Here is a 20035-nt window from a genome sequence, read left to right as displayed (position 1 = left end):
CCTCAGCCGAGCTCCTGTTCGAGTTCGGGGAGGAGCTTGAAGAGGTCACCGACGAGGCCGTAGTCGGCGACCTGGAAGATCGGTGCCTCCTCGTCCTTGTTGATGGCGACGATCACCTTGCTGTCCTTCATGCCGGCCAGGTGCTGGATGGCGCCGGAGATGCCGACCGCGATGTAGAGCTCGGGCGCGACGATCTTGCCGGTCTGGCCCACCTGGTGGTCGTTCGGCGCGTAGCCGGCATCGACCGCGGCGCGGCTGGCGCCGATCGCCGCGCCCAGCTTGTCGGCGATGCCCTCCAGCAGGTGGAAGTTCTCCGCCGAGCCCATGGCGCGGCCGCCGGAGATCACCACGCGGGCCGCGGTCAGCTCCGGCCGCTCGCTCTGCGCGATCTCGGCGCTGACGAAGCGCGACACGCCCGGATCCTCCGCCGCCGGCGCCGTCTCGACCGCGGCCGAGCCGCCCTCGGCGGCCACCGGGTCGAAGGAGGCGGCGCGGACCGTCAGCACCTTCCTCGCATCCGAGGTCCTCACCGTCGCCAGCGCGTTGCCGGCATAGATGAAGCGGCGGAAGGTGTCCGGCCCCTCGACCCCGGCGACATCGGTGATCACCTGCACGTCGAGCAACGCCGCGACGCGCGGCATGATGTTCTTGCCGAGCGCGCTGCCCGGCGCCACCAGATGGTCATAGCCCGGCGCCAGCGCCACCAGCAGGGCGGCGGCGGGCTCGGCCAGCGCGTGCTCATAGGCGGCGCCATCGGCCTGCAGCACCTTGGCGACGCCGGGCAGCCGGGCCGCGGCCTGGGCCGCCTCGGCGCCGAGGGCCAGGACATGCACGTCGCCGCCGATCTGCGCCGCGGCGGCCACGGCGCAACGGGTCGGCTGGCTGACGGTTGCGCCGGTGCTGTCGGAAAGGACAAGGACGGCCATGCTCAGATCACCTTCGCTTCGGTCTTCAGCTTGGACACCAGCTCGGCCACCGAGCCGACCCTGACGCCAGCCTGGCGCTTCGGCGGCTCCTCGACCTTCAGCACGGTGAGGCGCGGCGTGACGTCCACACCGAGATCCGCCGCCTTCAGCGTCTCCAGCGGCTTCTTGCGCGCCTTCATGATGTTGGGCAGCGAGGCGTAGCGCGGCTCGTTCAGGCGCAGGTCGGTGGTGACGATCGCCGGCAGCGTGAGCTGCACCGTCTCCAGCCCGCCATCGACCTCGCGCGTCACCGTCGCGCCCTCCGCCGACAGCTCGACCTTGCTGGCGTAGGTGCCCTGGCCCCAGCCAAGCAGCGCCGCCAGCATCTGGCCCGTCGCGTTCATGTCGTCGTCGATCGCCTGCTTGCCCATCACGACCAGCTGCGGCTGCTCGCGCTCGACCAGCGCCTTCAGGATCTTGGCCACCGCCAGCGGCTCCGTGCCCTCGGCCTCCACCAGGATGCCGCGATCCGCCCCCATCGCCATCGCCGTGCGCAGCTGCTCCTGCGCCTGCGCCGGTCCCACGGAGACCGCGACGATCTCCGTCACCGCGCCCTTCTCCCTGAGACGCACCGCCTCCTCGACCGCGATCTCGTCGAAGGGGTTCATCGACATCTTCACGTTCGCCGTCTCGACGCCCGTGCCGTCCGCCTTCACGCGGACCTTCACATTGTAATCCACCACCCGCTTGACGGGGACGAGGAGCTTCATCGCCTGACCGTGTCCTGCTTCCTGAAGTTTGAGCCTGTTGAGCCGGGGCTGCACCGGGCGGCCGCCCCGAAGATGCGGACCACCCCTTGCCGCCGCCGCCGCCTCTCTCGGGGCGGGCATTCTGCGTTGCGGCGCGGAGCCTAGGCGTGCGCTCCGTATCAGGCAAGGTGAGGCAGGGCAGGGCGGGTCCCGGCGGGCCCGTCCGCCGGGGCGGATCGAAGGACCCAGGGCCTCCCTGACCGCCGATCCGGCCTATCCGCGCATGCTCCAGACCAGGGCCAGGAAGAGCGCGATGGACAGGCCCTGCAACACCACGCGCCAGCGCATCAGGCGGTTCGAGCGGGCGCCGGCGGCCGCGCCCCCGTCACGCCCCAGCCCCGCCATGCCGGCGAACAGGACGCCGAGGGTGGCCAGCATGGAGAGGCCGAGCAGGATGGACAGGAAAACGGTCATCCGCAGCACATAGCGCCGCCGGCGCGGGGCGCAAGGCATGCCATGCCGGCCCCGGAGGTTGACGCGAGGGAACGCTTCGGCTTGGCCTCGCAGCCATGCGCCTCCCGATTCCGCTGACGCTGCTGCTCGCCCTGCTCCTCCTGCCGCTGCCCGGCCTCGCTCCGGCGGCCTGGGCCCAGCCGGCGCCTGCCGCATCGGTGCCCGCCCAGCCGGCGCCCGCCCCGCCGCCTGCCTCCCCGGCAGTGGCGCCGGCCGAGATTCAGCGGCTGCTCGCCCTGCTGCGGGACGAGGCGCGGCGGCAGGAGCTGATCCGCACCCTGGAGGCCCTGTCCGCGGCGGCCCCGGCCCCGGCGCAGCCGGGGGAGGGGGCTCCCCCCGCGGCCGCCCCTGGTGCGGCCCCTGGTGCCACCCCTTCGGCCGAGGCGCCCCCGGCCAATGCGGCGGCGGCGGCGGTGGAGCAGCTCCTGGCGCCCGACACGCTGGGCGGCCAGCTTCTGCAGGGCCTCTCCCGCCGCCTCCACTGGCTCTCGGAGCAGGTGGTCGGCGGCGTGCAGACGGTGGCCGACCTGCCCGCCCTGATCTCCTGGTTCTCGTCCCTGGCCTATGATCCGGTGACCCGCGCCCGGGTGGCCGACGCCTCCTGGAAGTTGGCCCTGCTCTTCGGCCTCGGCCTGCTGGCCGAGATGCTGGCGCGCCGCGCCACCGCCCGGCCGTTGCGCGCGCTGGAGGCCCGGGCGACGGGACCCCGGCCGAAGCTGCCCGTCCTGCTGCGCCGGCTGCCGCTGGTGCTGGGGCGGCTGCTGCTCGACCTGGCGCCGGTGGCCGCCTTCGCCCTGCTCTCCTACGGGCTGATCGGCGCGGTACAGCCGCTGCCCACCACCCAGCTCGTGCTGCTGATCGCCAACAACGCCTATATCGCCTGCCTCCTGCTCGGCCTGCTGTCGCGCCTGGCCCTCGCCCCCGCCGTGCCGGGCCTGCGCCTGCTGCCGGTCTCGGACGAGACCGCCGCCTATGTCGACCTCTGGCTGCGCCGGCTCTGGGTCATCCTGGTCGGCGGCTATGCCCTGGCCGAGGCCGGGCTGCTCCTCGGCCTGCCCTGGGGCGCCTATGATGCCATCCAGCGCCTGTCGCACCTGGTCATCTCCATCGCCCTCGGCGTCATGGTGCTGCAGAACCGCGTGGCGGTGGCTCGGGTGCTGCGCGCGCCGCCGCTGCGCCCGGGGGACCAGCCGCACCGCGCCCGCGCCGCCGCCCGCCGCTTCCGCGACGGCCTGGCCGAGATCTGGCACATCCTCGCCATCCTCTATCTGCTGGCCTTCTGGGCAGTCTGGGCCCTGCAGATCGAGCACGGCCTCTACCGCCTGCTGCGCGCCAGCCTGCTGTCCCTGCTGGTGCTGGCGGGCGCCAGGGGCCTCGACCTGCTGCTGCGCCGGGCGCTCTCGGGCAGCCTGCGGGTGGCGCCCGGCCTGACCGGCCGCTACCCGGCGCTGGAGAGCCGCGCCAACCGGTACATGCCGCTGGCCAAGGGCGCCATCTCGGCCGGGCTGACGCTGCTTGTGCTGATGATGCTGATGGAGGTCTGGGGCATCGGGTCCTTCGCCTGGTTCGCCCCCGGCGCGCTGGGCAACCGGGTGCTGCGCTCGCTCGCCTCGGTGGGCTTCACCGCGCTGATGGCGGCGCTGGTCTGGGAGGCGATGAACCTGGCCATCGAACGCCATCTGGAGCGGCTCTCGCGCGATGCCGATGCCGCGCGCAGCGCCCGGGTGCGCACGCTGATGCCGATGCTGCGCACCACGCTGCTGGCCGTCATCCTGCTCTTCGTCGCCTTCAACCTGCTGACCGAGCTCGGTGTGAACGTGGCGCCGCTGCTGGCCGGCGCCGGCGTCATCGGCCTGGCGCTGGGCTTCGGTTCGCAGAAGCTGGTGCAGGACGTCATCACCGGCATCTTCCTGCTCTTCGAGGACGCCATGGCGGTGGGCGACGTGGTCGATCTCGGCGGCAAGTCGGGGGTGGTGGAGCAGCTCTCGATCCGCTCGATCAAGCTCCGCGCGCTGGATGGCAGCCTGCACATCATCCCCTTCAGCGCCGTCAACGGCGTGACCAACATGACGCGGGACTTCTCCTTCGCCCTGCTCGACGTGCAGGTGGCCTACAAGGAGGACACCGACCGGGTGGTGGAGGCGCTGCAGGGCCTCTGCCAGGAGATGCGCTCGGAGGCGAAGTGGGGGCTGGTGATCCGCGACGCCATGGAGGTGCTCGGCGTCAATCAGCTCTCGCCCGACGGGCCGGTGATCCGCGTCCGGATCAAGACCGAGCCGCTGGAGCGCTGGAACGTGATGCGCGAGATGAACCGCCGCATCAAGCGGTGCTTCGACGAGCTCGGCATCGAGATCCCGGCGCACCGGCAGAAGCTGATGATGGAGCCCGGCGGGGCCTTTCCACCGCCGCCGGGCCGGCCGGCCTGAGGCGCCCATGCCAATGGCGGGGATCAGCCATGCACGATCCCCGCTGGCGGTTCGGCTTGCCAGCACCGGCGCGCCAAACCTATCCTCCTGGCATGTGCTGCACCGGACCCTTCGGGATCGTCATTAGCGGCCCGGCCGCCTGAGCGCCCTGCGGGGGGCAGCGGCCGGGACAGCCCCGCGCACCCTCCGATCCGAACGCTCCGGAAGCCCCTCTCCCATGTCCGATTGTCTGTCTCCGCTCACCGCCGCCCGTTTCACCGTGGTCGCCGAGGCCTATCCCGGCCTGCTCTCCCGCGTGCTGGAGCCCTTCGCCAGGCGCGACCTGACGCCCGACCGCTTCCGCTCGCAGCGCGAGGGCGCCCTGTTGCGCACCGAGATCGCGCTCGATGCCATGCCGGTCGAGATGCTGCACCTCGTCGCCGGCAATCTGGGCCAGATCGTCGGCGTGATCCGTGTCGAGGCGATGGAAGGCCGCCACATCCGGCTGGTGGCCTGATCCCCCGCTTTTCAGGCACCCCGCTTTTTAGTGGACCTCTGGCAGGCGGCGCGGCGGCGCATCACAATGGGAGCATCATGGCCGCTCCGCTCCCCGCCCCCGATCCCGCCTCCGACCCCTCCTTCGCCGAGCTGATCGCGGCGAGGCCCGCCCTCTCCGCCCATGCGATGGACGGCCTGATGCTGGAGGAGGTGCCGCTCGCCCGCATCGCCGCCGAGGCCGGCACGCCTGTCTGGGTCTATTCCGCCGGCACGCTGCGCCGCCGCTACCGCGCGCTGCGCGCCGCGCTGGAGGGCGCCGGATTGCGCGCCGGCATCCATTACGCCACCAAGGCGAACGACAACCAGGCGGTGCTGCGGGTGCTGGCCGCCGAGGGGGCCGGGGCGGACATCGTCAGCGCCGGCGAGCTGCGCGCCACCCTGGCCGCCGGCATCCCGGCCTCGGCCACCGTCTTCTCCGGCGTCGGCAAGACGGCGGAAGAGATCCGCTTCGCGCTCGGGCAGGGCATCTACCAGCTGAACGCCGAGAGCGCCGAGGAGATCGCCATGATCTCCGCCATCGCCGAGGGCATGGGGCTGCGCGCCCCGGTGGCGCTGCGGGTCAATCCCGATGTCGATGCCCGCACCCATGCCAAGATCACCACCGGCAAGGCGGACAACAAGTTCGGCATCGCCTATGAGGACGCGGCCGGGCTCTATGCCCGCATGGCGGCGCTGCCCGGCATCCGGCCGATCGGCATCGCCACCCATATCGGCAGCCAGATCACCGAGGGCATGGCGGCCTATCGCGCCGCCTATGCCCGGCTTGCCGAGATGATCCGTGGCTTCCGCGCCGCCGGCCTGCCGGTCGAGCGCGTCGATTGCGGCGGCGGGCTCGGCATCCCCTATCGCGACGAGCCGGCGCCCTCGCCCGAGGCCCTGGCCGGCGTCATCCGGGCGACGCTGGGCGATCTCGGCCTGCCGGTGATGCTGGAGCCGGGCCGCTGGATCGCCGGCCCGGCCGGGCTGCTGCTGGCCTCGGTGGTGCTGCAGAAGCAGGGGCGGGGACGGCGCTTCCTGGTGCTGGACGCCGCCATGAACGACCTGATCCGCCCCGCCATGTACGAGGCCTGGCACGGGCTCCTGCCGGTCTCGCCCCGCCGGTTGCAGGCGGCGCTGGCGCCCGCCGATATCGTCGGCCCGGTCTGCGAGAGCGGCGACACCTTCGCCCGTGACCGCGCCATGCCCGACATGGCCCCTGCGGATTTGGTCGCATTCCTGGACGCGGGTGCCTATGGTGCGGTCATGAGCAGCACCTACAACGCCCGCCCCCTGGCGGCCGAAGTGCTGGTGGATGGCACCCGCTTCGCCACCGTGCGCGCGCGCCAGACGCATGAGGATCTGCTGGCGCGGCAGCGCGTTCCCGAATGGCTGGCGGCCGCGCCGGCCGGGGGATCCCCCCCCGCATGACGCCGCCGCGCGATCCGCTGGCCCGGCGCCTCGCGCGCGGGCGGTGGCTCGCGCGGGTCGCCCTGGCCTGGGAGGCACTCTGGCCACGGCTCTGGCCGGCGCTCGGCGTCGCGGGCCTGTTTCTCATCCTGGCTTTGGCGGGGCTGTTCCTCCACCTGCCGCCCTGGCTGCATGTCGCGCTTCTCGCCGGCTTCGCCCTGGCGCTGGGGCTGGCCGCCTGGCGCGGCGCGCGCGGCTTCCGCCTGCCTGGCGCGGCGGCGGCCGAGCGGCGCATCGAGACCGCCTCGGGCTTGCGGCACCGGCCGATCTCCACCCTGCGCGACCACGCCGTGAGCCAGGATCCGGCGGCACAGGCCCTCTGGCGCGCGCACCAGCGCCGCGCGCTCGCGGGGCTGGACCGGCTGCGGGTCGGGGCACCGCGCCCCAACCTCGCCGCGCGCGACCCTCGCGCGCTCCGGCTCGGGCTGCTGGTCGGCCTCTTCGCCGCCGTCGCCGTCGCCGGGGGCGAGGCCGGGGAGCGGCTCCGCCGCGCCGTCTGGCCCAGCCTCCAGGCCGCCACGCCCATGGCGCCGGCGCTGCGGCTCGAAGCCTGGGTGACGCCGCCGGCCTATACCGGCGCCGCGCCGCTGTTCCTGGACCCGGCCGGCGGCGCGCTTTCCGTCCCGCAGGGCAGCCGGCTCCAGATCGCGCTGTCCGGCGGGCGCGGCGGCGTGCCCGAATGGCAGGGCAACGGCCCGGCCGAGCCCCTGCGCACGCTGGAGCCGGGCAGCTTCGCCGCCGAGACGGTGCTGCAGCAGGGCACGCGCATCCTGCTGCGGCGCGACGGGCGGGAGCTGGCCGCCTGGAGCTTCGGCGTGCAGGCCGACGCGCCGCCCACCGCCGCCTTCGCCGAGCCGCCGGGGCCGGCCCCGCGCGGCTTGGCCCTGCGCCTGCCCTGGCGCGCCGAGGATGACTGGGGCGTGGCCGCGCTGCAGGCGGAGATCCGCCTCGCCGCCCGCGCCGATGCCGCGCCGCTGCGCCTCGACCTGGCACTGACCGGCGGCAATCCGCGGCAGCCACGCGGCCTCGCGCAGCCGGACCTGTCCGCCCATCCCTGGGCCGGGCTGCCGGTGCGGCTGCGCCTCCTGGCGCGCGACGGGGCCGGGCAGGAGGGGGTTTCCGAGACGGTGCTGGTCACCCTGCCGGAGCGCGTCTTCAATCATCCTGTCGCCCGGCAGCTCGTGGCCCTGCGCAAATCCCTCTCGCTCGACCCCCTGGCGCGCGACGCCGTGCGGCGCGGCCTCGACGACCTGGCCGCCGCGCCCGAGGCCTTCGAGCATGACCTGACCACCTTCCTGGCGCTGCGCGTCGCCCGCTTCCGCCTGCTGCGCGACCGCCGCCCCGAGGGGGTGGAGGAAGCCCAGGCGCTGATGTGGCAGACCGCCCTGGCGCTGGAGGAAGGCCGGACCGACCGCACGGCCCGCGCCCTGGCCGAGGCGCGCGAGGCGCTGCGCGAGGCCCTGGCCGAGGCCGAGCGCACGCCGCCGGACGCGGCGGGCCGGGCCGAGCTGGAACGCCGGGTGCAGGAGCTGCGCGAGGCCGTCCAGCGCCATCTCGAGGCCCTGGCCGAACGCCTGCGGCAGGAGAATGCCGAGGTCCAGCCGATCGAGCCCGGGCAGCGGATGATGGACCAGCAGGAGCTCGATCGCCGCACCGAGCGGATGGAGCAGTCGGCCCGCGAGGGGCGCACCGACCAGTTGCAGCAGGAGCTGGCCGAGCTCGAGCGGATGCTGGACGCGCTCCAGCAGGGCCGCGTCGCCCGCGCCGAGGGTGGCGACCCGCAGCGCCAGCAGCAGCGCCAGCGTGGCCAGCAGCAGACGGGGGCGGTGCAGGACATGGTGCGGCGCCAGGGCGAGATGCTCGACCGGAGCCATCAGCGCGGCGAGGCCGCCCAGGGCGAGGCGCAGCGGCCCGGCCGCCGGAACCAGCCGCAGGCGCGCCCGCAGCCTTCGCCGGGCCAGCGGGATGGAGAGGCCCGGCCCCGGCAGGACGCTCAACCGGACGCCCAACAGGACGCCCGGCAGCAGCGCGCCCTGCGCCGCGCCCTGGGCGAGCTGATGCAGCAGTTCGGCGACCTGACCGGCGAGATTCCCGAGGCGCTGGGCCGCGCCGATCAGGCGATGCGGCAGGCGCAGGAGGCGCTGGGCCAGGGTGGCGACCCGAGCGCGCATCAGCAGCAGGCCATCCGCGAGCTGCAGGAGGGCGGGCGGCAGATGGCCGAGACCATGCAGCGCCAGTTCGGCCAGGGGCAGCAGGGCGAGGGGGAAGGGCCGGGCGAGGGCCAGGGCAACCCCGGCCAGGCCGAGGGCGGCCAGGGCCAGGACCGCATGACCGGGCAGAACCAGGGCCGCGACCCCCTGGGCCGCCCCTCCCGCGAGGCGCCCGGCGCCAATGACCAGGGCAGCGACACCCGGGTGCCGCAGGAGGCGGAGATGCTGCGCAGCCGCCGCATCCAGGAGGAGCTGCGCCGGCGCGGCGCGGACCGCGAGCGGCCGGCCACCGAGCTGGACTACATCGAGCGGCTGCTGAAGTCCTTCTGAGGCCCGCCCGCGGGGCGGAACTCAGTCCCAGGCCAGAGGAGGCAGGCGCAGCAGCGGAATGCGGGCGGCGGTGAGCCGGCCCTGTTCCAGCGTGACCGGGACCTCGAGCTGCGGCGGGCCGCCTGCCGCCCCCGGGCGTTGCAGCATCGGCAGCAGGCTCCGCGCCAGGCCGCCATTGCGCGGATCGATCACGCCGGCCCGCAGCAACGCCTCCAGCACCAGGTCGGGATTGAACAGCCGCAGCGTGCCGGCACCCACCGGCTGCAGTCCGCCATCCAGCGCCAGCGTGGCGGCCGCGCTGGCAGCGACCGCGCCGGCGCGCAGCGTCAGGGCCCGCAGTTCCAGGGTCCCGCCGGCGTCGCGCCATGCCGCCGCCCGCCGTGCCGGCGGCGCGGCGGAGAACAGCCCGCCGGGCAGAGGGCCGTTCAACGCGGCGTCCAGCGTGGCCGTATCGACGCGGCCTCCGGGAAGCAGGCCGCCGATGGCGCCCGGCAGGCTCAGCCCCCGCAGCGCGGCGGTCAGCACCAGGCCCGGCCCGCCAGGGGAAGTGTCCTGGCCGTCGATCCGGGCCTCCAGCGCGTCCAGCCCCATGCCCTGCTCCGCGCCGGGCGCGCCGCCGAGCCGGAGTCCCGCGCCGCGCAGCGTGACCCCGGCGGGCGGTCCGGACCCGGCCAGCGGCAGATCGGCTGTCAGGCTTTCCGCGGTGAAGGGCCAGTCCCACCCGGCCCGGTACAGGACGTGCCGGCCTTGCGCCGCGATATGCAGCAGACCGGGATCGGTCGGGCGGAGGCTGAGTTCCGCCCGCTCCGTCCGCCAGCCGAAGCCGGAGGGCGGTGTCAAAGCGAGATCCGGCAGGATGAGCGTGGCCAGGAACGGCCAGCCTCCGGCCCTGGGGGTGCCATGCGTCACCTGCCAGCCCTGGGCGCGGCGCCCCTCGGCCCAATCCTGGAAGCCTGCCTCCAGCCGGCCCGTCACATGGTGCCAGACCAGAGCATGGCCGGTCGCCAGCACGCCGGCCAGCAGGAGAAACCAGAGCAGGAGTCGGCGGTGGCGGGCGGGGCGCGGGACGGTACTCACCGGCACGGTATAGGGGCGGTCAGAGGCGGCGGGAATGGTGCCGGGGCGCGACCTCTCCGGGAAGGGGGCCCGGCGGCTCGCCGAGTCGCGATTGAGGAATCAAGGTGCCGTACAGCTTTTCCGCAGAGTTATCCACAGAACGGGGGCGGTGGCCTTGGCATAACTCGCGGGAATCCGCCAGATTTTGGAGGGTTCGCTGAAAGTATGAGATTTTTCAGTATCTTATTGCAGAGAGCCGGGCCGGACATCGGGCCGCCGAGGATGTGCGCAGCAAAAAACGCTGGAGGCTGAGAGGCTTATTTGCCGTCATTCGGCGGCCCGCACAGCCCTCCGGGCGGTTCATCCCACAGAATTATCCACAAGCTCTCCCCTTTGGGGCGAGAAGCCCTGCAGGGCGGCCAGCCTGTCGCTCTCCGTCTCGATCGCATCGGTCAGCCGGGCGATGAGCTGGGCCCGCGACAGGCCGGGGGGCAGGGGCGGCAGGATGGCGACATGGATGGTACCGGGCCATTTGGCGAAGGCGCGCCGGCCCCAGAACAGCCCGCTGTCGGTGGCGGCCGGCACCACGGGCGCGCCGCTGGCCGAGGCGAGGGCGACAACCCCGGGCAGGTAGGGGACGCGCTGTCCCGGCGCGGTGCGGGTGCCCTCGGGAAAGATGACGATCTGGTCGCCGGCCGCCAGGGCCTGGCTCGCCTGGCGGACCATGCGCTTCAGCGCCGCCGCGCCCCCCGTCCGGTCGACCGCCACCGCGCCGTAATGCCGCGCCATCCAGCCCCAGGCGGGAATCCGCAGCAGTTCCTGCTTCAGCACGTAGACGGGCTCGGGCAGCAGGGCGAGCCAGACGATGGTGTCGTAGGCCGACTGGTGCTTGGCGGCGATCACCACCGGCCCCTCGGGGAGGTTCTCGCGGCCGGTGACGGCCAGCCGGATGCCGCAGACCACCCGGAGGAGGAACAGCATCAGCCTCGCCCAGCCCTGCACGTAACGGCGCAACAGGCGGCGCGGCAGCGGCAGGAGCAGGATGCCGCTCAGGCAGCAGAGGGCGGTCAGGCTGAAGAACAGCGCGTTGAACAGCAGCGAACGCAGGACCACAGCCAGGGGAGGACGCCCGGCGGGACGATGTCCGGGCGGGGGAACGGCTGGCTTCACGGACGTGGATTCTCCGGCTTCAGGACGGACAGGCCCAGCATCGCGCCAAGCAGCTTCACATACTCCCGCACCAGGAGGCCGGTGCGGGGCCCCGCGGCCTGCACCGGATGCGGCACCAGGGTGACGCCCGGCAGCGTCCGGCGCAGCTCCAGCAGGGCTCGCGGCATATGGAAGGCGGCGGTGACGACGCGCAGGGAGTGGATCTGCCGCGCCCGGGCCCATTGCGCAACCTCCAGCGCATTGCCGCGCGTCGAGGTCGCCGCATGGCCCAGCGTGGTGCGCTCGGCCAGCGCCTCGGCGGAGAGGCCGGCGCGCCCCGCCAGCTCCGCCAGGGCCGCGTCGCGGCCGACGCCGGAGACGATCAGCCAGTCTCCCTGCCCCTCCGCCAGCAGGGTGAGGCCGACGGCCACCCGCTCCGGGCCGCCGGTCAGCACGGCGATGCCGTCGGTCGCGCGGAGCGGCAGCTCGGGCCGCGCCCGGCTCTGCCCGGTGAACAGGGCGAAGCCGCCCAGCAGCAGCAGCGCCAGCAGCAGCGGCGGCCACCACAGCCGGCTCCAGGGCCCGCGGCGGCTGCCATCCGGCAGGACAGGCGGCGTCATGGCAGCCGCTTCAGCCATCGCCGGACACTGAGCTGGGCCGTGGCCCAGCCGATCAGCCCCGCCACCGGGGGCAGCAGGGCGAGGTCGAGCCAGGGCAGGGCCGCCCAGGGCTGGATGACGCCGCCCGAGAGCGGCGCGGCGAGTCCCGCCAGCCCCGCCAGGGTGGGCACGGCGATGGCCGCCCCCGCCAGCGCCCCGCCCGCCGCCAGCAGGCCGATGCGGCGCGCGAAGCGACCGGCGATGTCGCCCTGCGTGGCGCCGAGGTCGTGCAGGATCTCGATCGCCTGGCGGCGCGAGGCCAGTCCGGCCCGCGTCGCCACCGCCACCACGGCGACGGCGACGCCCACCACCAGCGCCAGCACGCTGAGCGCCACCCCCTGCACGCTGCGCGCCAGCGCGGCGAGGCGCGCCACCCAGATCCCGTGGGCCTCGACCTCCGCGCCCGGCACCGCCGCCGCCAGCTCGCGGGCGATCGGGGCGGGGTCGATCGAGAGGTCGGCCAGACGCAGCTCCAGCACCAGCGGCAGCGGCAGGGCCGGCACCTCGCCGAGCCAGGGGCGGAGCAGCTCGCGCATGCGCTCGGCATCCACCGGCTCGGCGCTGGCGACCTGCGGCATGCGGCGCAGCAGCGCCAGGGCATCCTCCATCCGGCTGGCCTGCTCGGGCGGCAGCTGCACGGTCACGGCGGCGGCCGCGCCGTGTTGCCAGCGGTCCTTCAGGGCCGCGGCGCCGCGGCTTCCGGCCAGCGCCAGCGCCGCCAGCAGCGCCATGGCGGCGACCAGCCCGGGCAGCAGCTTGTCGGACAGGGCGCGCTTGAGGCCCAGCGGATCGCGCGAGAAGCGGGTGCGGCGCTCAGCCATGATGCACCATCCGGCCGGCCTGCAGGACCAGCGAGGGGGCCGCGAACTGCGACACCAGATCCTCGCTGTGGGTCGCCACCACCACCGTCGTGCCCAGCCGGTTCATCTGCGTCAGCAGGGCCAGCAGCCGCCGCGCCTGATGCGAATCGAGATTGCCGGTCGGCTCGTCGGCCACCAGGAGCTGCGGCCGGGTGACGACGGCGCGGGCGATGGCGACACGCTGCTGCTCGCCGCCCGAGAGCTGCTGCGGCAAGGACATCTCCTTCCCCTGCAGCCCGACCCAGCGCAGCATCTCCGTCACGTCCGGGCGCAGGCTGCCCTCGGAGCGGCCGGTGAGGCGCAGCGGCAGGGCGACATTGTCGAAGACCGACAGGTAGGGCAGCAGGCGGAAGTCCTGGAACACCACGCCGATCCGGCGGCGCAGGCGCGGCAGGGCTCCGCGCCGCGCGCCGCGCACCTCGGTGCCGAGCACCTCCAGGCGCCCGCGCGTCGGCAGCTGCGCCAGATGCATCAGCCGCAGCAGCGAGGACTTGCCGGCGCCCGAGGCGCCCAGCAGCCAGGTGAAGCTGCCCTCCGGCAGGGTGAAGGTCAGATCGGCCAGGGCCTCCGGCGCCTCCTCCCCGTCAGGGGACGGATAGCGCAGCCCTACCTCGGTGAAGCGCACCATGGCGCAGGGGAATGCCATGCCCGGCGCGGGGCGGCTACCCGGCAGAATTGACAAAGGGTTGCAGCGGCACGGCCCGCCGGTCATAGCGGCGCCATGCGCATCGAATGTCCCCACTGCGCCGCCGCCTATGACGTGCCGGATTCCGCCCTCAGCCCGGGCCGCGAGGTCCGCTGCGCGCGCTGCGCCCACGACTGGGCGCCGGTTCCCGCCCCACCGCCGCCGCCCGCGCCGCGCCGATCGGCCACCGCGCCGGTGCAGCCCGTGGCCGCCCTCAGCGTCGGCCAGGCGCCGTCGCGGCCGGAGCCGCTGAAGCTCGCCCGCGAGGCCGCCCCCGACCGGGGCAACCTCGTCCTGGCCTGGATCGCCTCGCTGCTGCTGGTGGCGGCGGCGCTGGCGGGGCTGTGGGTCTGGCGCGAGGCCCTGGCGGAGGCCTGGCCGCCGCTGGCCTGGCTGTACCGCGCCCTGGGCGCCTGAGGCGGACGGGCCTGGCGGGGCGGCTCAGCCGAGCGGGTCGTCGGTGCGGTGCTCGATCAGCAGGCCGCGCTCGATATAGTGGCGGGTGGCCGCCTGCAGGTCATCGCCGAAGGCGGCGCGCAGATCGGCGTAGTTCTCCAGATACTGTGCGGCATCGAAGCCGGCGCGGGCGCGGTGCTCCTGGACGCCGAAGTGCAGCCAGTGCAGCGTGCCCTGCCGCGCGTCCGTGCCGATCGCCTCGGTCAGGTCACGATGCGAGGCGATGTAGGTCAGCGGATCGAAGCTGGCGGAGCGCCCCTCGATGCGCGCCCGGTCGAGGAAATGCGCCGTGGCGCCGGCCTGATCGGTGCCGAAGGCCAGGGACAGGTCGTCATAGGAGGCGGCGTAGCGCAGGCCGTCGAAAGTGATGCTCCGCCCCTCGGCGCGGCCGGTGGTGATGTAGTGGCCCGCCGCCGCCTCGGCATCGCGGCCGAAGACCGCCCGGAGGTCGTCGTAGGAGGCGAGGTAGGCGGCGCTGTCGAAGCCGGCCGCGCGGCCTTCCAGGCGGCCGAACTGGATGAAGTGCCGCGCACCGGCCTCCTCGTCGGCGCCGAAGGCGGCGGAGAGGTCGGCATGGCTGGCGATGTAGGAAAGCCCGTCGAAGCCGATGGCGCGGTGCTCGGCCAGGCCGTGGCGGAGCAGGTGCGTCCAGCCGGCGGCGGCATCGGTGCCGAAGGCCGCCATCAGGTCGGCGTGGCTCGCGACGTATTCCAGCGGGCTGGACGAATGCAGGGCCGTCACCTTGACCAGGACATTGTCGCCGAAGCGGATCTGCTCGATGTCGCGGCCATGGTCGGTCTCGCCGGTGGCGCGGTTGACCAGGAAGACATCGTCACCGCGCCGCAGCACCGCCCAGCCGGCGGAGACGCCGCCGACCAGCAGCGTGTCCACCCCCGGCCCGCCGGCGAAGCTTTCGCTGATCCCGTCGGTGGCGTGCAGCACCTGGTTGGGGACGAAGCCCTGGCCGGCGATCCTCTGAAGCTGCTGGATCTTGGCGGCGATCGGGGTGCTCCAGTTGCCGGACAGGATGCCGCCGGTGTCGCCGGAGCTGGGGTTCCAGGACCACCAGGCCCAGGAGAGGCCGGCGGCCGGGGCGCCGGGATCGGTCACTCCATCCCCGTTCGCATCGCCGTTCAGGGCACGGATCAGCACGTCGAGCCAGGCCCAGTCCTTGCTGTCGCCCTCCAGCTTGCTGCCGAACTCGCCGAGCAGGATCGGGGCGATGCCCTGGCTGGAGAGATAGCCCCACTGCTTCTGGAAGACCTCGTGCAGGTTGCCGGGAAAGTTCGGGTCGTTGAACCAGGGCTGGCCATAGACGGAATTCGGGTAGTCGTGCGGCGAATAGACCAGCTTGTTGGCGACCGGCAGCACCACCGGGTCGGTCGCGGCGCCCTGGAGATTGCCGCCCCACCAGTACCAGTCGCCATTGTGGATCTCGACACCCTCGACCAGGATCAGCCAGTCGGGGTTGACCGCCTGGATGGCGGCGCCGGCGCGCTCGGCGGCGGCGCTCCACGCCGCCCAGCTGGCGCCGGCATGCGGCTCATTGTGCAGGTCCGCCCCGATGACCGTGGCATTGCCCTTGTAGCGGGCGGCGAGCATCTGCCAGTCGTCGATCCAGTCCTGCTCGCTGTAGCGGCCGTCATACCACAGGCCACCGCCGTTCGGCCCGTCCCCGGCGGGACCGCGATGCCGGTCGAGGATGATGCGCAGGCCGATCTGGCCGGCATAATCGACGATCTTGTCGATGAACTGCACGCCGGACAGGCCCTGAAGGTCGGGGTTGCGGCCATAGTCGATGCCGACGGGCGCCAGTCCGCCCTCCAGCAACTCGGAGGAATAGGGCAGGCGGATCGTGTTGAAGCCGAGCGACTTCATCTGATCCATCATGTCCATCCAGTTGCGCTGGAACAGGCCGTCGGGCGAGGCGTTGCGCGTCTCGAGCCCGTACCAGTTCACCGCGGCGATGCGGACGGCATGGCCATCCGCGTCGAGGATCTCATTGCCGCGGGTCGAGAAAAAGCCTGTTCCATTTTCGGCACGAGACAGCATGGGGCCCCACAAGCAAGAGTAGCGTCCGACCGTCGGACGCACTCTTACTGTTCTGGCTGCCCCGGAAAATCTACAGAAATGAGACTGCGTATAAAAAAACTAAACGTGAGCGCCGGTATCCGGCGCCCGTGACGGGGCTGCCCGCCGCCTCAGATCAGAACAGCGGGTCGTCCGTGCGGCCCTCATGGCGGCCGAAGATGATCCAATGCGTCGCCGCCGCATCCTGGTCCCAGCCGAAGGCATCGCGCAGGTCGCCATAATTGGCCAGGTAGGTGTTGGCATCGAAGGTCACCGGCTCGCGCCGCTCGACGACGCCGTACTGGAAGTAGTGACGGACGCCCGCCTCGGCATTGGCGCCGAAGGCGTCGATGAGATCGCCATAGGAGGCGATGTACTGGAGGCCGTTCAGCTTCCATTCGGCATTCGGGTTCTGGAAGGCCGAAATATAGGCATTGCCGGAATTGGGCTGCGTGCCGTCCGACATCTTGCCCAGATAGTCGTCATCCGAATCCCAGCGGGACTGGAAGACGACATCATGCGTGTCGAACCACATCTTCATGGCATTGATGTAGGGCGCGGCATTGTCCGTCATGACGCCCCATTCGGAGTAGGCGGTGGGCTTGCCCATGGCATCGGCGAAATCCTGGTGCCACTGCATGCCGAACTGCTGGGTCAGCAGGTTCTGCCAGGCATAGTACGGATCCTCGCCCCAATAGGCGGTGTTCCAGTAGACATCCATGCCGATGATGTCGACATAGTCGTTGCCGGGATAGGCGGTGGCGGGGTCGATGCCGGCCCAGGCCTCGTTGACGTTCCATTCGAAGACGAAGCGGTCGGAGACGGACCGGAAGGTGTCCACGAACTGGCGGAAGGCGCCGATATACTCCTGCTCATGCCCTATGGCCGACCAGGGGAACCAGTCTCCGTTCAGTTCCCAGCCGACACGGATGTTGATCGGCACATCGGTGGGGCCGGCCTGCAGGATGGTTTCGGCCGCCTGGCGATAATAGTCGTTGTAGGCACCCGTCGCGGCCACGGCGAGGCTGGAGTCGACGGTGATCAGCGGCACCGACCAGTGCAGCTCGCGCTGGGTTTCATGGAACATGTCGGCCACCAGCGCCGTGCTGCCCAGGAAGTCGCCCCAGCTCTGGAAGCCGATGGCCGTATGCACGCCCGTGACATCCCGGCCGAGCCAGTTTTCGAAGTCGGTGAGGGCCGCGGTCGAGTTACCGACATAGATCCCGAGCTGGGTCATGAAAGCCTTTTCCTCCGCTTCAGAAATGACATCAGGAGAGCAATGCAACCGGCAATTGGCCCCTTCCTGGGAAGGCAGACAATTTTTGAGATGCAGCAATAATATGCGGCTCTAATGACGCATTCGTTAGAATAAGTCCATGGAAAACTGCATTCGCGCGGATAATTCAGGGGTGCGGCGAGGAATTCTATTCCAGATTGAAAATCATTTACTTTGAATTGTATTGGATGGAAAGAAACATTTTTAGGGTAGTATTTTAAGTATTGAGCATCGTTTTGATCGATGTTCAGCGTTTCCAGTGCAACCTGGAATGGCGATCCCGGCCGGCCCCGGGGACGGGGCCTATCCCTCCGTGGGAAGCAGCAGCCCGATCAGCCACACGATAAGGATGCCGCTGGGGATGGAGAGGGCCAGGCTGCCCGTCCGCCGCTGCACCAGGACCACCCCCAGCGCCCCGACCAGGCCGAGCGGCCCGTACTTGGCCAGGGCCAGGGTGACATAGGCGGCGAAGATGGGCCCCGGCAGATTGCGCAGCATGGCCTGGACAAAGGGCGGCAGGCCGAAGGTCCGCAGCACGGCATAGCCGCCGGCGCGACAGAAATAGGTGGCGGCGGCCATGCCCAGGATGGTCAGCACGACATCCGCCCTCACCTCCCGTCCTCCTGCCCGGCGGGTGGTGGCGGGCGGGCCTCGTGCCAGGCGGCCAGCGCGGCGCCCGCCAGGGCCCCGCTGAGCAGCGGAAAGGGCTGCGGCAGGCCAAGGACATGCGCGGCGAGGGCGAGGGCCCCGGCCAGCAGCCAGGGGGCCAGATCCTGCCGCAGGCCACGCCAGAGTGGCACCAGCAGGGAGACGAAGGCGGCGATGCCGCCGAAATAGAGCGGGTGCCCCGGCGGCAGCCGGACACTGCCTCCCAGCACATGGCCGAGGCCCACGCAGACCATCCAGGCCACCCAGAGGAGCAGGCCGACGCCCAGCAGATATCCGGCGTCCCGCCCGCCGCGCCGCTGCTCCGCGATGCTGAGGGCGAAGGAATGGTCCACCAGCGTCGCCAGCGTGCCCCACAGGCGCCAGCCCCGCAGCCGGTCGAGCCAGGGAGCGAGGGCGGCCCCCATCGGGGCCATGCGGATGTTCACCACCAGCGCCGCCAGCGTCGCCGCCAGGATGGAGGGGGGATCGGTCCAGAGCTCCAGGCTGAGAAGCTGCGCCGCGCCAGCATAGACGATGCCGGACATCAGCAGGGTCTCACCCAGGCTCAGCCCCTTGCCGGCGGCCACCACGCCCACCAGGGCGCCGAAGGGCAGCAGGCCCAGGAGCAGGGGCAGGCCGGCGGCGGCGCCCCGGAGCATCCCGGCGCGGGTGAAGCTCACCTTGTAGGGACCGGCGGCCGGCTCAGTCACGGCGGGCGGCCAGCAGACGATCCTCCGCCTCCTCCGGCGCCATGTCGAGGGCGCGCTCCGCGACATCCCGCGCGAAGCCGCCCCGGGCCAGCGCGGCCAGGGCCTTCAGGCGCTGCTCGGGGGAGGGCGGCTCGACGGCGAAGGGCCCGGCACGGCGGCGGCGCAGATGGCCGAGCGCCGCGGCGAGATCGTCCGGCGGCGCCGCCTCCAGCAGCGTGGCGGCGGTGTCCGGCCGCACGCCCTTGGCGGCGAGATGGGCGACGATGGCGCGGCGGGAGCGGCCCGCCTGGTTCAGCCGCCGCGCCCGGCTGGCGGCGAAGGCGGCATCGTCCACTGCCCCCGTGTCACTGAGGCGGTGGGCCACGGCCACGGCCTCGGCCCGGGCGGCGGCGACCCTCGCGGCCACCGCCTCGGCCTCCTGCCCCTCCGCCTCGGCGCGGCGGGCCCAGCGGTCGATCCGGCGGTGCAGGACACGGATCAGCCCGGCCTCGGTGGCGGCGAAGCGCGCCAGATGCGCCAGCGCGGCCTCGCGCAGGCGCGTGGCATCCGGCGGCGGGCCTGCCCGCACCTCCTCCCGTCTTCCGGTCATGCGGCGATAGTGCCACGCCGCCGCGGCCCTCGGAAGGCGGCGCCCGGCGCCGCCTGCGGCTTTACCTGCTGGGCGGCGTCTGGTCCGGGCGGGTGGAGGGCGGAACCTGCCGCATCTCCAGCGAGGGCGCCTCGGTGGTGCTGGTGGAGGGCGAGGCCGGCTGGTTGCGCTGGCTCTCCGGACGCGAGGCGGTGTTGCCCGAGCCGGTGGGGGGTGTGGCGCCGCTGTTGTTGGCGGCGCCGCCCTGCGCGTTGCTGCCGCTGCGCGCGCTGCCCTGCGGCGCGCCCTGGCCCAGGTTGTTCTGCGCCTGCCGTTCCTGGCCGGGATAGGCGCCGGAGGTGTTGGTCCCCGCCGCGCGGTCGAGCGCCCGCGTCGCCGCCGTCCCCGGCGGGTTGGCCGGGGTGCCGTCCGCCTGGCCGGGATAGGCACCGGAGACATTGGTGCCGGCGGCGCGGTCCAGCGCCCGGGTGGCGGCGTTGTTCTGGAGCGTCTGCTCGCCCGGCGGGGCGTCCGACGTGGCGTTCGGCGCGGGGCGGGCCTGGGCCAGGGCCGCGCCGGACCAGCCGATCAGGGCGGCCGCCGCGAGCGGGAGGAGGCGGGGGGAGAGAGGACGGGACATCGGGGCGTCTCCATGTTCTGGCGTCATCTCCAGAACAGGGCGGCCCCCCGGCGGGTTGCTCCCTGCCATGTCCGGAGGGTGGGGCGGCACGGCGGGAGCGGGCTTTGACCGCGGCTGTCCTTTGCGGCAATGTCGGCGTTTC

Annotated in this window: 19 protein-coding genes; 5 read left to right on the top strand and 14 right to left on the bottom strand. The window is 72.8% G+C overall.

Translation table 11 applies throughout. The annotated features are described in order from the left end of the window. Positions 1-2 precede the first annotated feature (2 nt). The 3 genes from ACF3NH_RS03890 to ACF3NH_RS03880 all read right to left on the bottom strand — a co-directional run bounded on the left by ACF3NH_RS03890 (position 3) and on the right by ACF3NH_RS03880 (position 2128). Positions 3-926 carry an electron transfer flavoprotein subunit alpha/FixB family protein gene (locus ACF3NH_RS03890; RefSeq protein ID WP_198365668.1) on the bottom strand — a complete coding sequence of 308 codons (924 nt, stop codon included), beginning with the start codon at positions 924-926 and terminating at the stop codon, positions 3-5. A 2-nt stretch (positions 927-928) separates the two neighbouring features. Then, positions 929-1675 carry an electron transfer flavoprotein subunit beta/FixA family protein gene (locus ACF3NH_RS03885; protein WP_198365669.1) on the bottom strand — a complete coding sequence of 249 codons (747 nt, stop codon included), beginning with the start codon at positions 1673-1675 and terminating at the stop codon, positions 929-931. Positions 1676-1927: 252 nt separating this feature from the next. After that, positions 1928-2128 carry a twin transmembrane helix small protein gene (locus ACF3NH_RS03880; protein ID WP_198365670.1) on the bottom strand — a complete coding sequence of 67 codons (201 nt, stop codon included), beginning with the start codon at positions 2126-2128 and terminating at the stop codon, positions 1928-1930. Positions 2129-2223: 95 nt separating this feature from the next. Here ACF3NH_RS03880 and ACF3NH_RS03875 point away from each other — a divergent pair, with 95 nt between their 5' ends. The 4 genes from ACF3NH_RS03875 to ACF3NH_RS03860 all read left to right on the top strand — a co-directional run bounded on the left by ACF3NH_RS03875 (position 2224) and on the right by ACF3NH_RS03860 (position 9116). Then, positions 2224-4593, top strand: a complete 2370-nt coding sequence (locus tag ACF3NH_RS03875) for a mechanosensitive ion channel family protein (protein WP_422921920.1) — start codon at positions 2224-2226, stop codon at positions 4591-4593. 217 nt (positions 4594-4810) lie between these two features. Then, positions 4811-5089: a hypothetical protein gene (locus ACF3NH_RS03870; protein ID WP_198365672.1), complete on the top strand. Its 279-nt coding sequence runs from the start codon at positions 4811-4813 to the stop codon at positions 5087-5089. Positions 5090-5166: 77 nt separating this feature from the next. Continuing rightward, a complete protein-coding gene (gene lysA, locus ACF3NH_RS03865) occupies positions 5167-6537 on the top strand; it encodes a diaminopimelate decarboxylase (RefSeq protein ID WP_198365673.1) in 1371 nt (456 codons plus the stop codon). Next, the gene (locus ACF3NH_RS03860) at positions 6534-9116 is read left to right on the top strand and encodes a TIGR02302 family protein (protein WP_422921919.1); all 2583 of its coding nucleotides are present in this window, start codon (positions 6534-6536) and stop codon (positions 9114-9116) included. The genes lysA and ACF3NH_RS03860 overlap by 4 nt, the downstream gene beginning before the upstream one ends. 21 nt (positions 9117-9137) lie before the next feature. On the opposite strand, the gene ACF3NH_RS03855 is transcribed toward ACF3NH_RS03860, so the two are convergent. The 5 genes from ACF3NH_RS03855 to ACF3NH_RS03835 form a co-directional block, all read right to left on the bottom strand. Further along, complete coding sequence (locus tag ACF3NH_RS03855; RefSeq protein ID WP_422921918.1) at positions 9138-10193, bottom strand: DUF2125 domain-containing protein; 1056 nt, start codon at positions 10191-10193, stop codon at positions 9138-9140. A gap of 339 nt (positions 10194-10532) precedes the next feature. Beyond that, positions 10533-11285, bottom strand: a complete 753-nt coding sequence (locus ACF3NH_RS03850; protein ID WP_198365676.1) for a lysophospholipid acyltransferase family protein — start codon at positions 11283-11285, stop codon at positions 10533-10535. A gap of 53 nt (positions 11286-11338) precedes the next feature. Continuing rightward, a complete protein-coding gene (locus tag ACF3NH_RS03845; RefSeq protein ID WP_198365677.1) occupies positions 11339-11941 on the bottom strand; it encodes a YdcF family protein in 603 nt (200 codons plus the stop codon). Next, a complete protein-coding gene (locus tag ACF3NH_RS03840; RefSeq protein WP_198365678.1) occupies positions 11938-12801 on the bottom strand; it encodes a cell division protein FtsX in 864 nt (287 codons plus the stop codon). The genes ACF3NH_RS03845 and ACF3NH_RS03840 overlap by 4 nt, the downstream gene beginning before the upstream one ends. Continuing rightward, complete coding sequence (locus ACF3NH_RS03835; protein WP_422924716.1) at positions 12794-13468, bottom strand: cell division ATP-binding protein FtsE; 675 nt, start codon at positions 13466-13468, stop codon at positions 12794-12796. Before ACF3NH_RS03835 ends, ACF3NH_RS03840 begins: the two co-directional genes overlap by 8 nt. 93 nt (positions 13469-13561) lie before the next feature. On the opposite strand from ACF3NH_RS03835, the gene ACF3NH_RS03830 reads away from it, so the two are divergent. Continuing rightward, positions 13562-13942 (top strand): zinc-ribbon domain-containing protein, encoded by a 381-nt coding sequence (locus ACF3NH_RS03830; RefSeq protein WP_422921917.1) that lies wholly within the window; start codon positions 13562-13564, stop codon positions 13940-13942. 24 nt (positions 13943-13966) lie between these two features. Here the strand turns inward: ACF3NH_RS03830 and ACF3NH_RS03825 are convergent, their stop codons facing one another. From ACF3NH_RS03825 to ACF3NH_RS03800, 6 genes are all read right to left on the bottom strand, one after another. Then, entirely contained in the window at positions 13967-16033 is a 2067-nt protein-coding gene (locus ACF3NH_RS03825) for a glycoside hydrolase family 5 protein (protein ID WP_422921916.1), read from the bottom strand. Positions 16034-16187: 154 nt separating this feature from the next. Further along, complete coding sequence (locus ACF3NH_RS03820) at positions 16188-17288, bottom strand: glycosyl hydrolase (RefSeq protein ID WP_198365681.1); 1101 nt, start codon at positions 17286-17288, stop codon at positions 16188-16190. A 342-nt stretch (positions 17289-17630) separates the two neighbouring features. Next, positions 17631-17939: an AzlD family protein gene (locus ACF3NH_RS03815; RefSeq protein WP_198365682.1), complete on the bottom strand. Its 309-nt coding sequence runs from the start codon at positions 17937-17939 to the stop codon at positions 17631-17633. Continuing rightward, positions 17936-18685, bottom strand: a complete 750-nt coding sequence (locus ACF3NH_RS03810; RefSeq protein WP_422921915.1) for an AzlC family ABC transporter permease — start codon at positions 18683-18685, stop codon at positions 17936-17938. Before ACF3NH_RS03810 ends, ACF3NH_RS03815 begins: the two co-directional genes overlap by 4 nt. Next, positions 18678-19274, bottom strand: coding sequence for a RecX family transcriptional regulator (locus tag ACF3NH_RS03805; RefSeq protein WP_422921914.1), 597 nt, complete (start codon positions 19272-19274; stop codon positions 18678-18680). Before ACF3NH_RS03805 ends, ACF3NH_RS03810 begins: the two co-directional genes overlap by 8 nt. Positions 19275-19335: 61 nt before the next feature. Beyond that, positions 19336-19893 (bottom strand): hypothetical protein, encoded by a 558-nt coding sequence (locus ACF3NH_RS03800; protein ID WP_198366205.1) that lies wholly within the window; start codon positions 19891-19893, stop codon positions 19336-19338. Positions 19894-20035 lie beyond the last annotated feature (142 nt).

This window comes from Pseudoroseomonas sp. WGS1072 (assembly GCF_049340465.1).
Taxonomy (GTDB): Bacteria; Pseudomonadota; Alphaproteobacteria; order Acetobacterales; family Acetobacteraceae; genus Pseudoroseomonas.
This window is presented reverse-complemented; position numbering and strand designations above follow the sequence as displayed.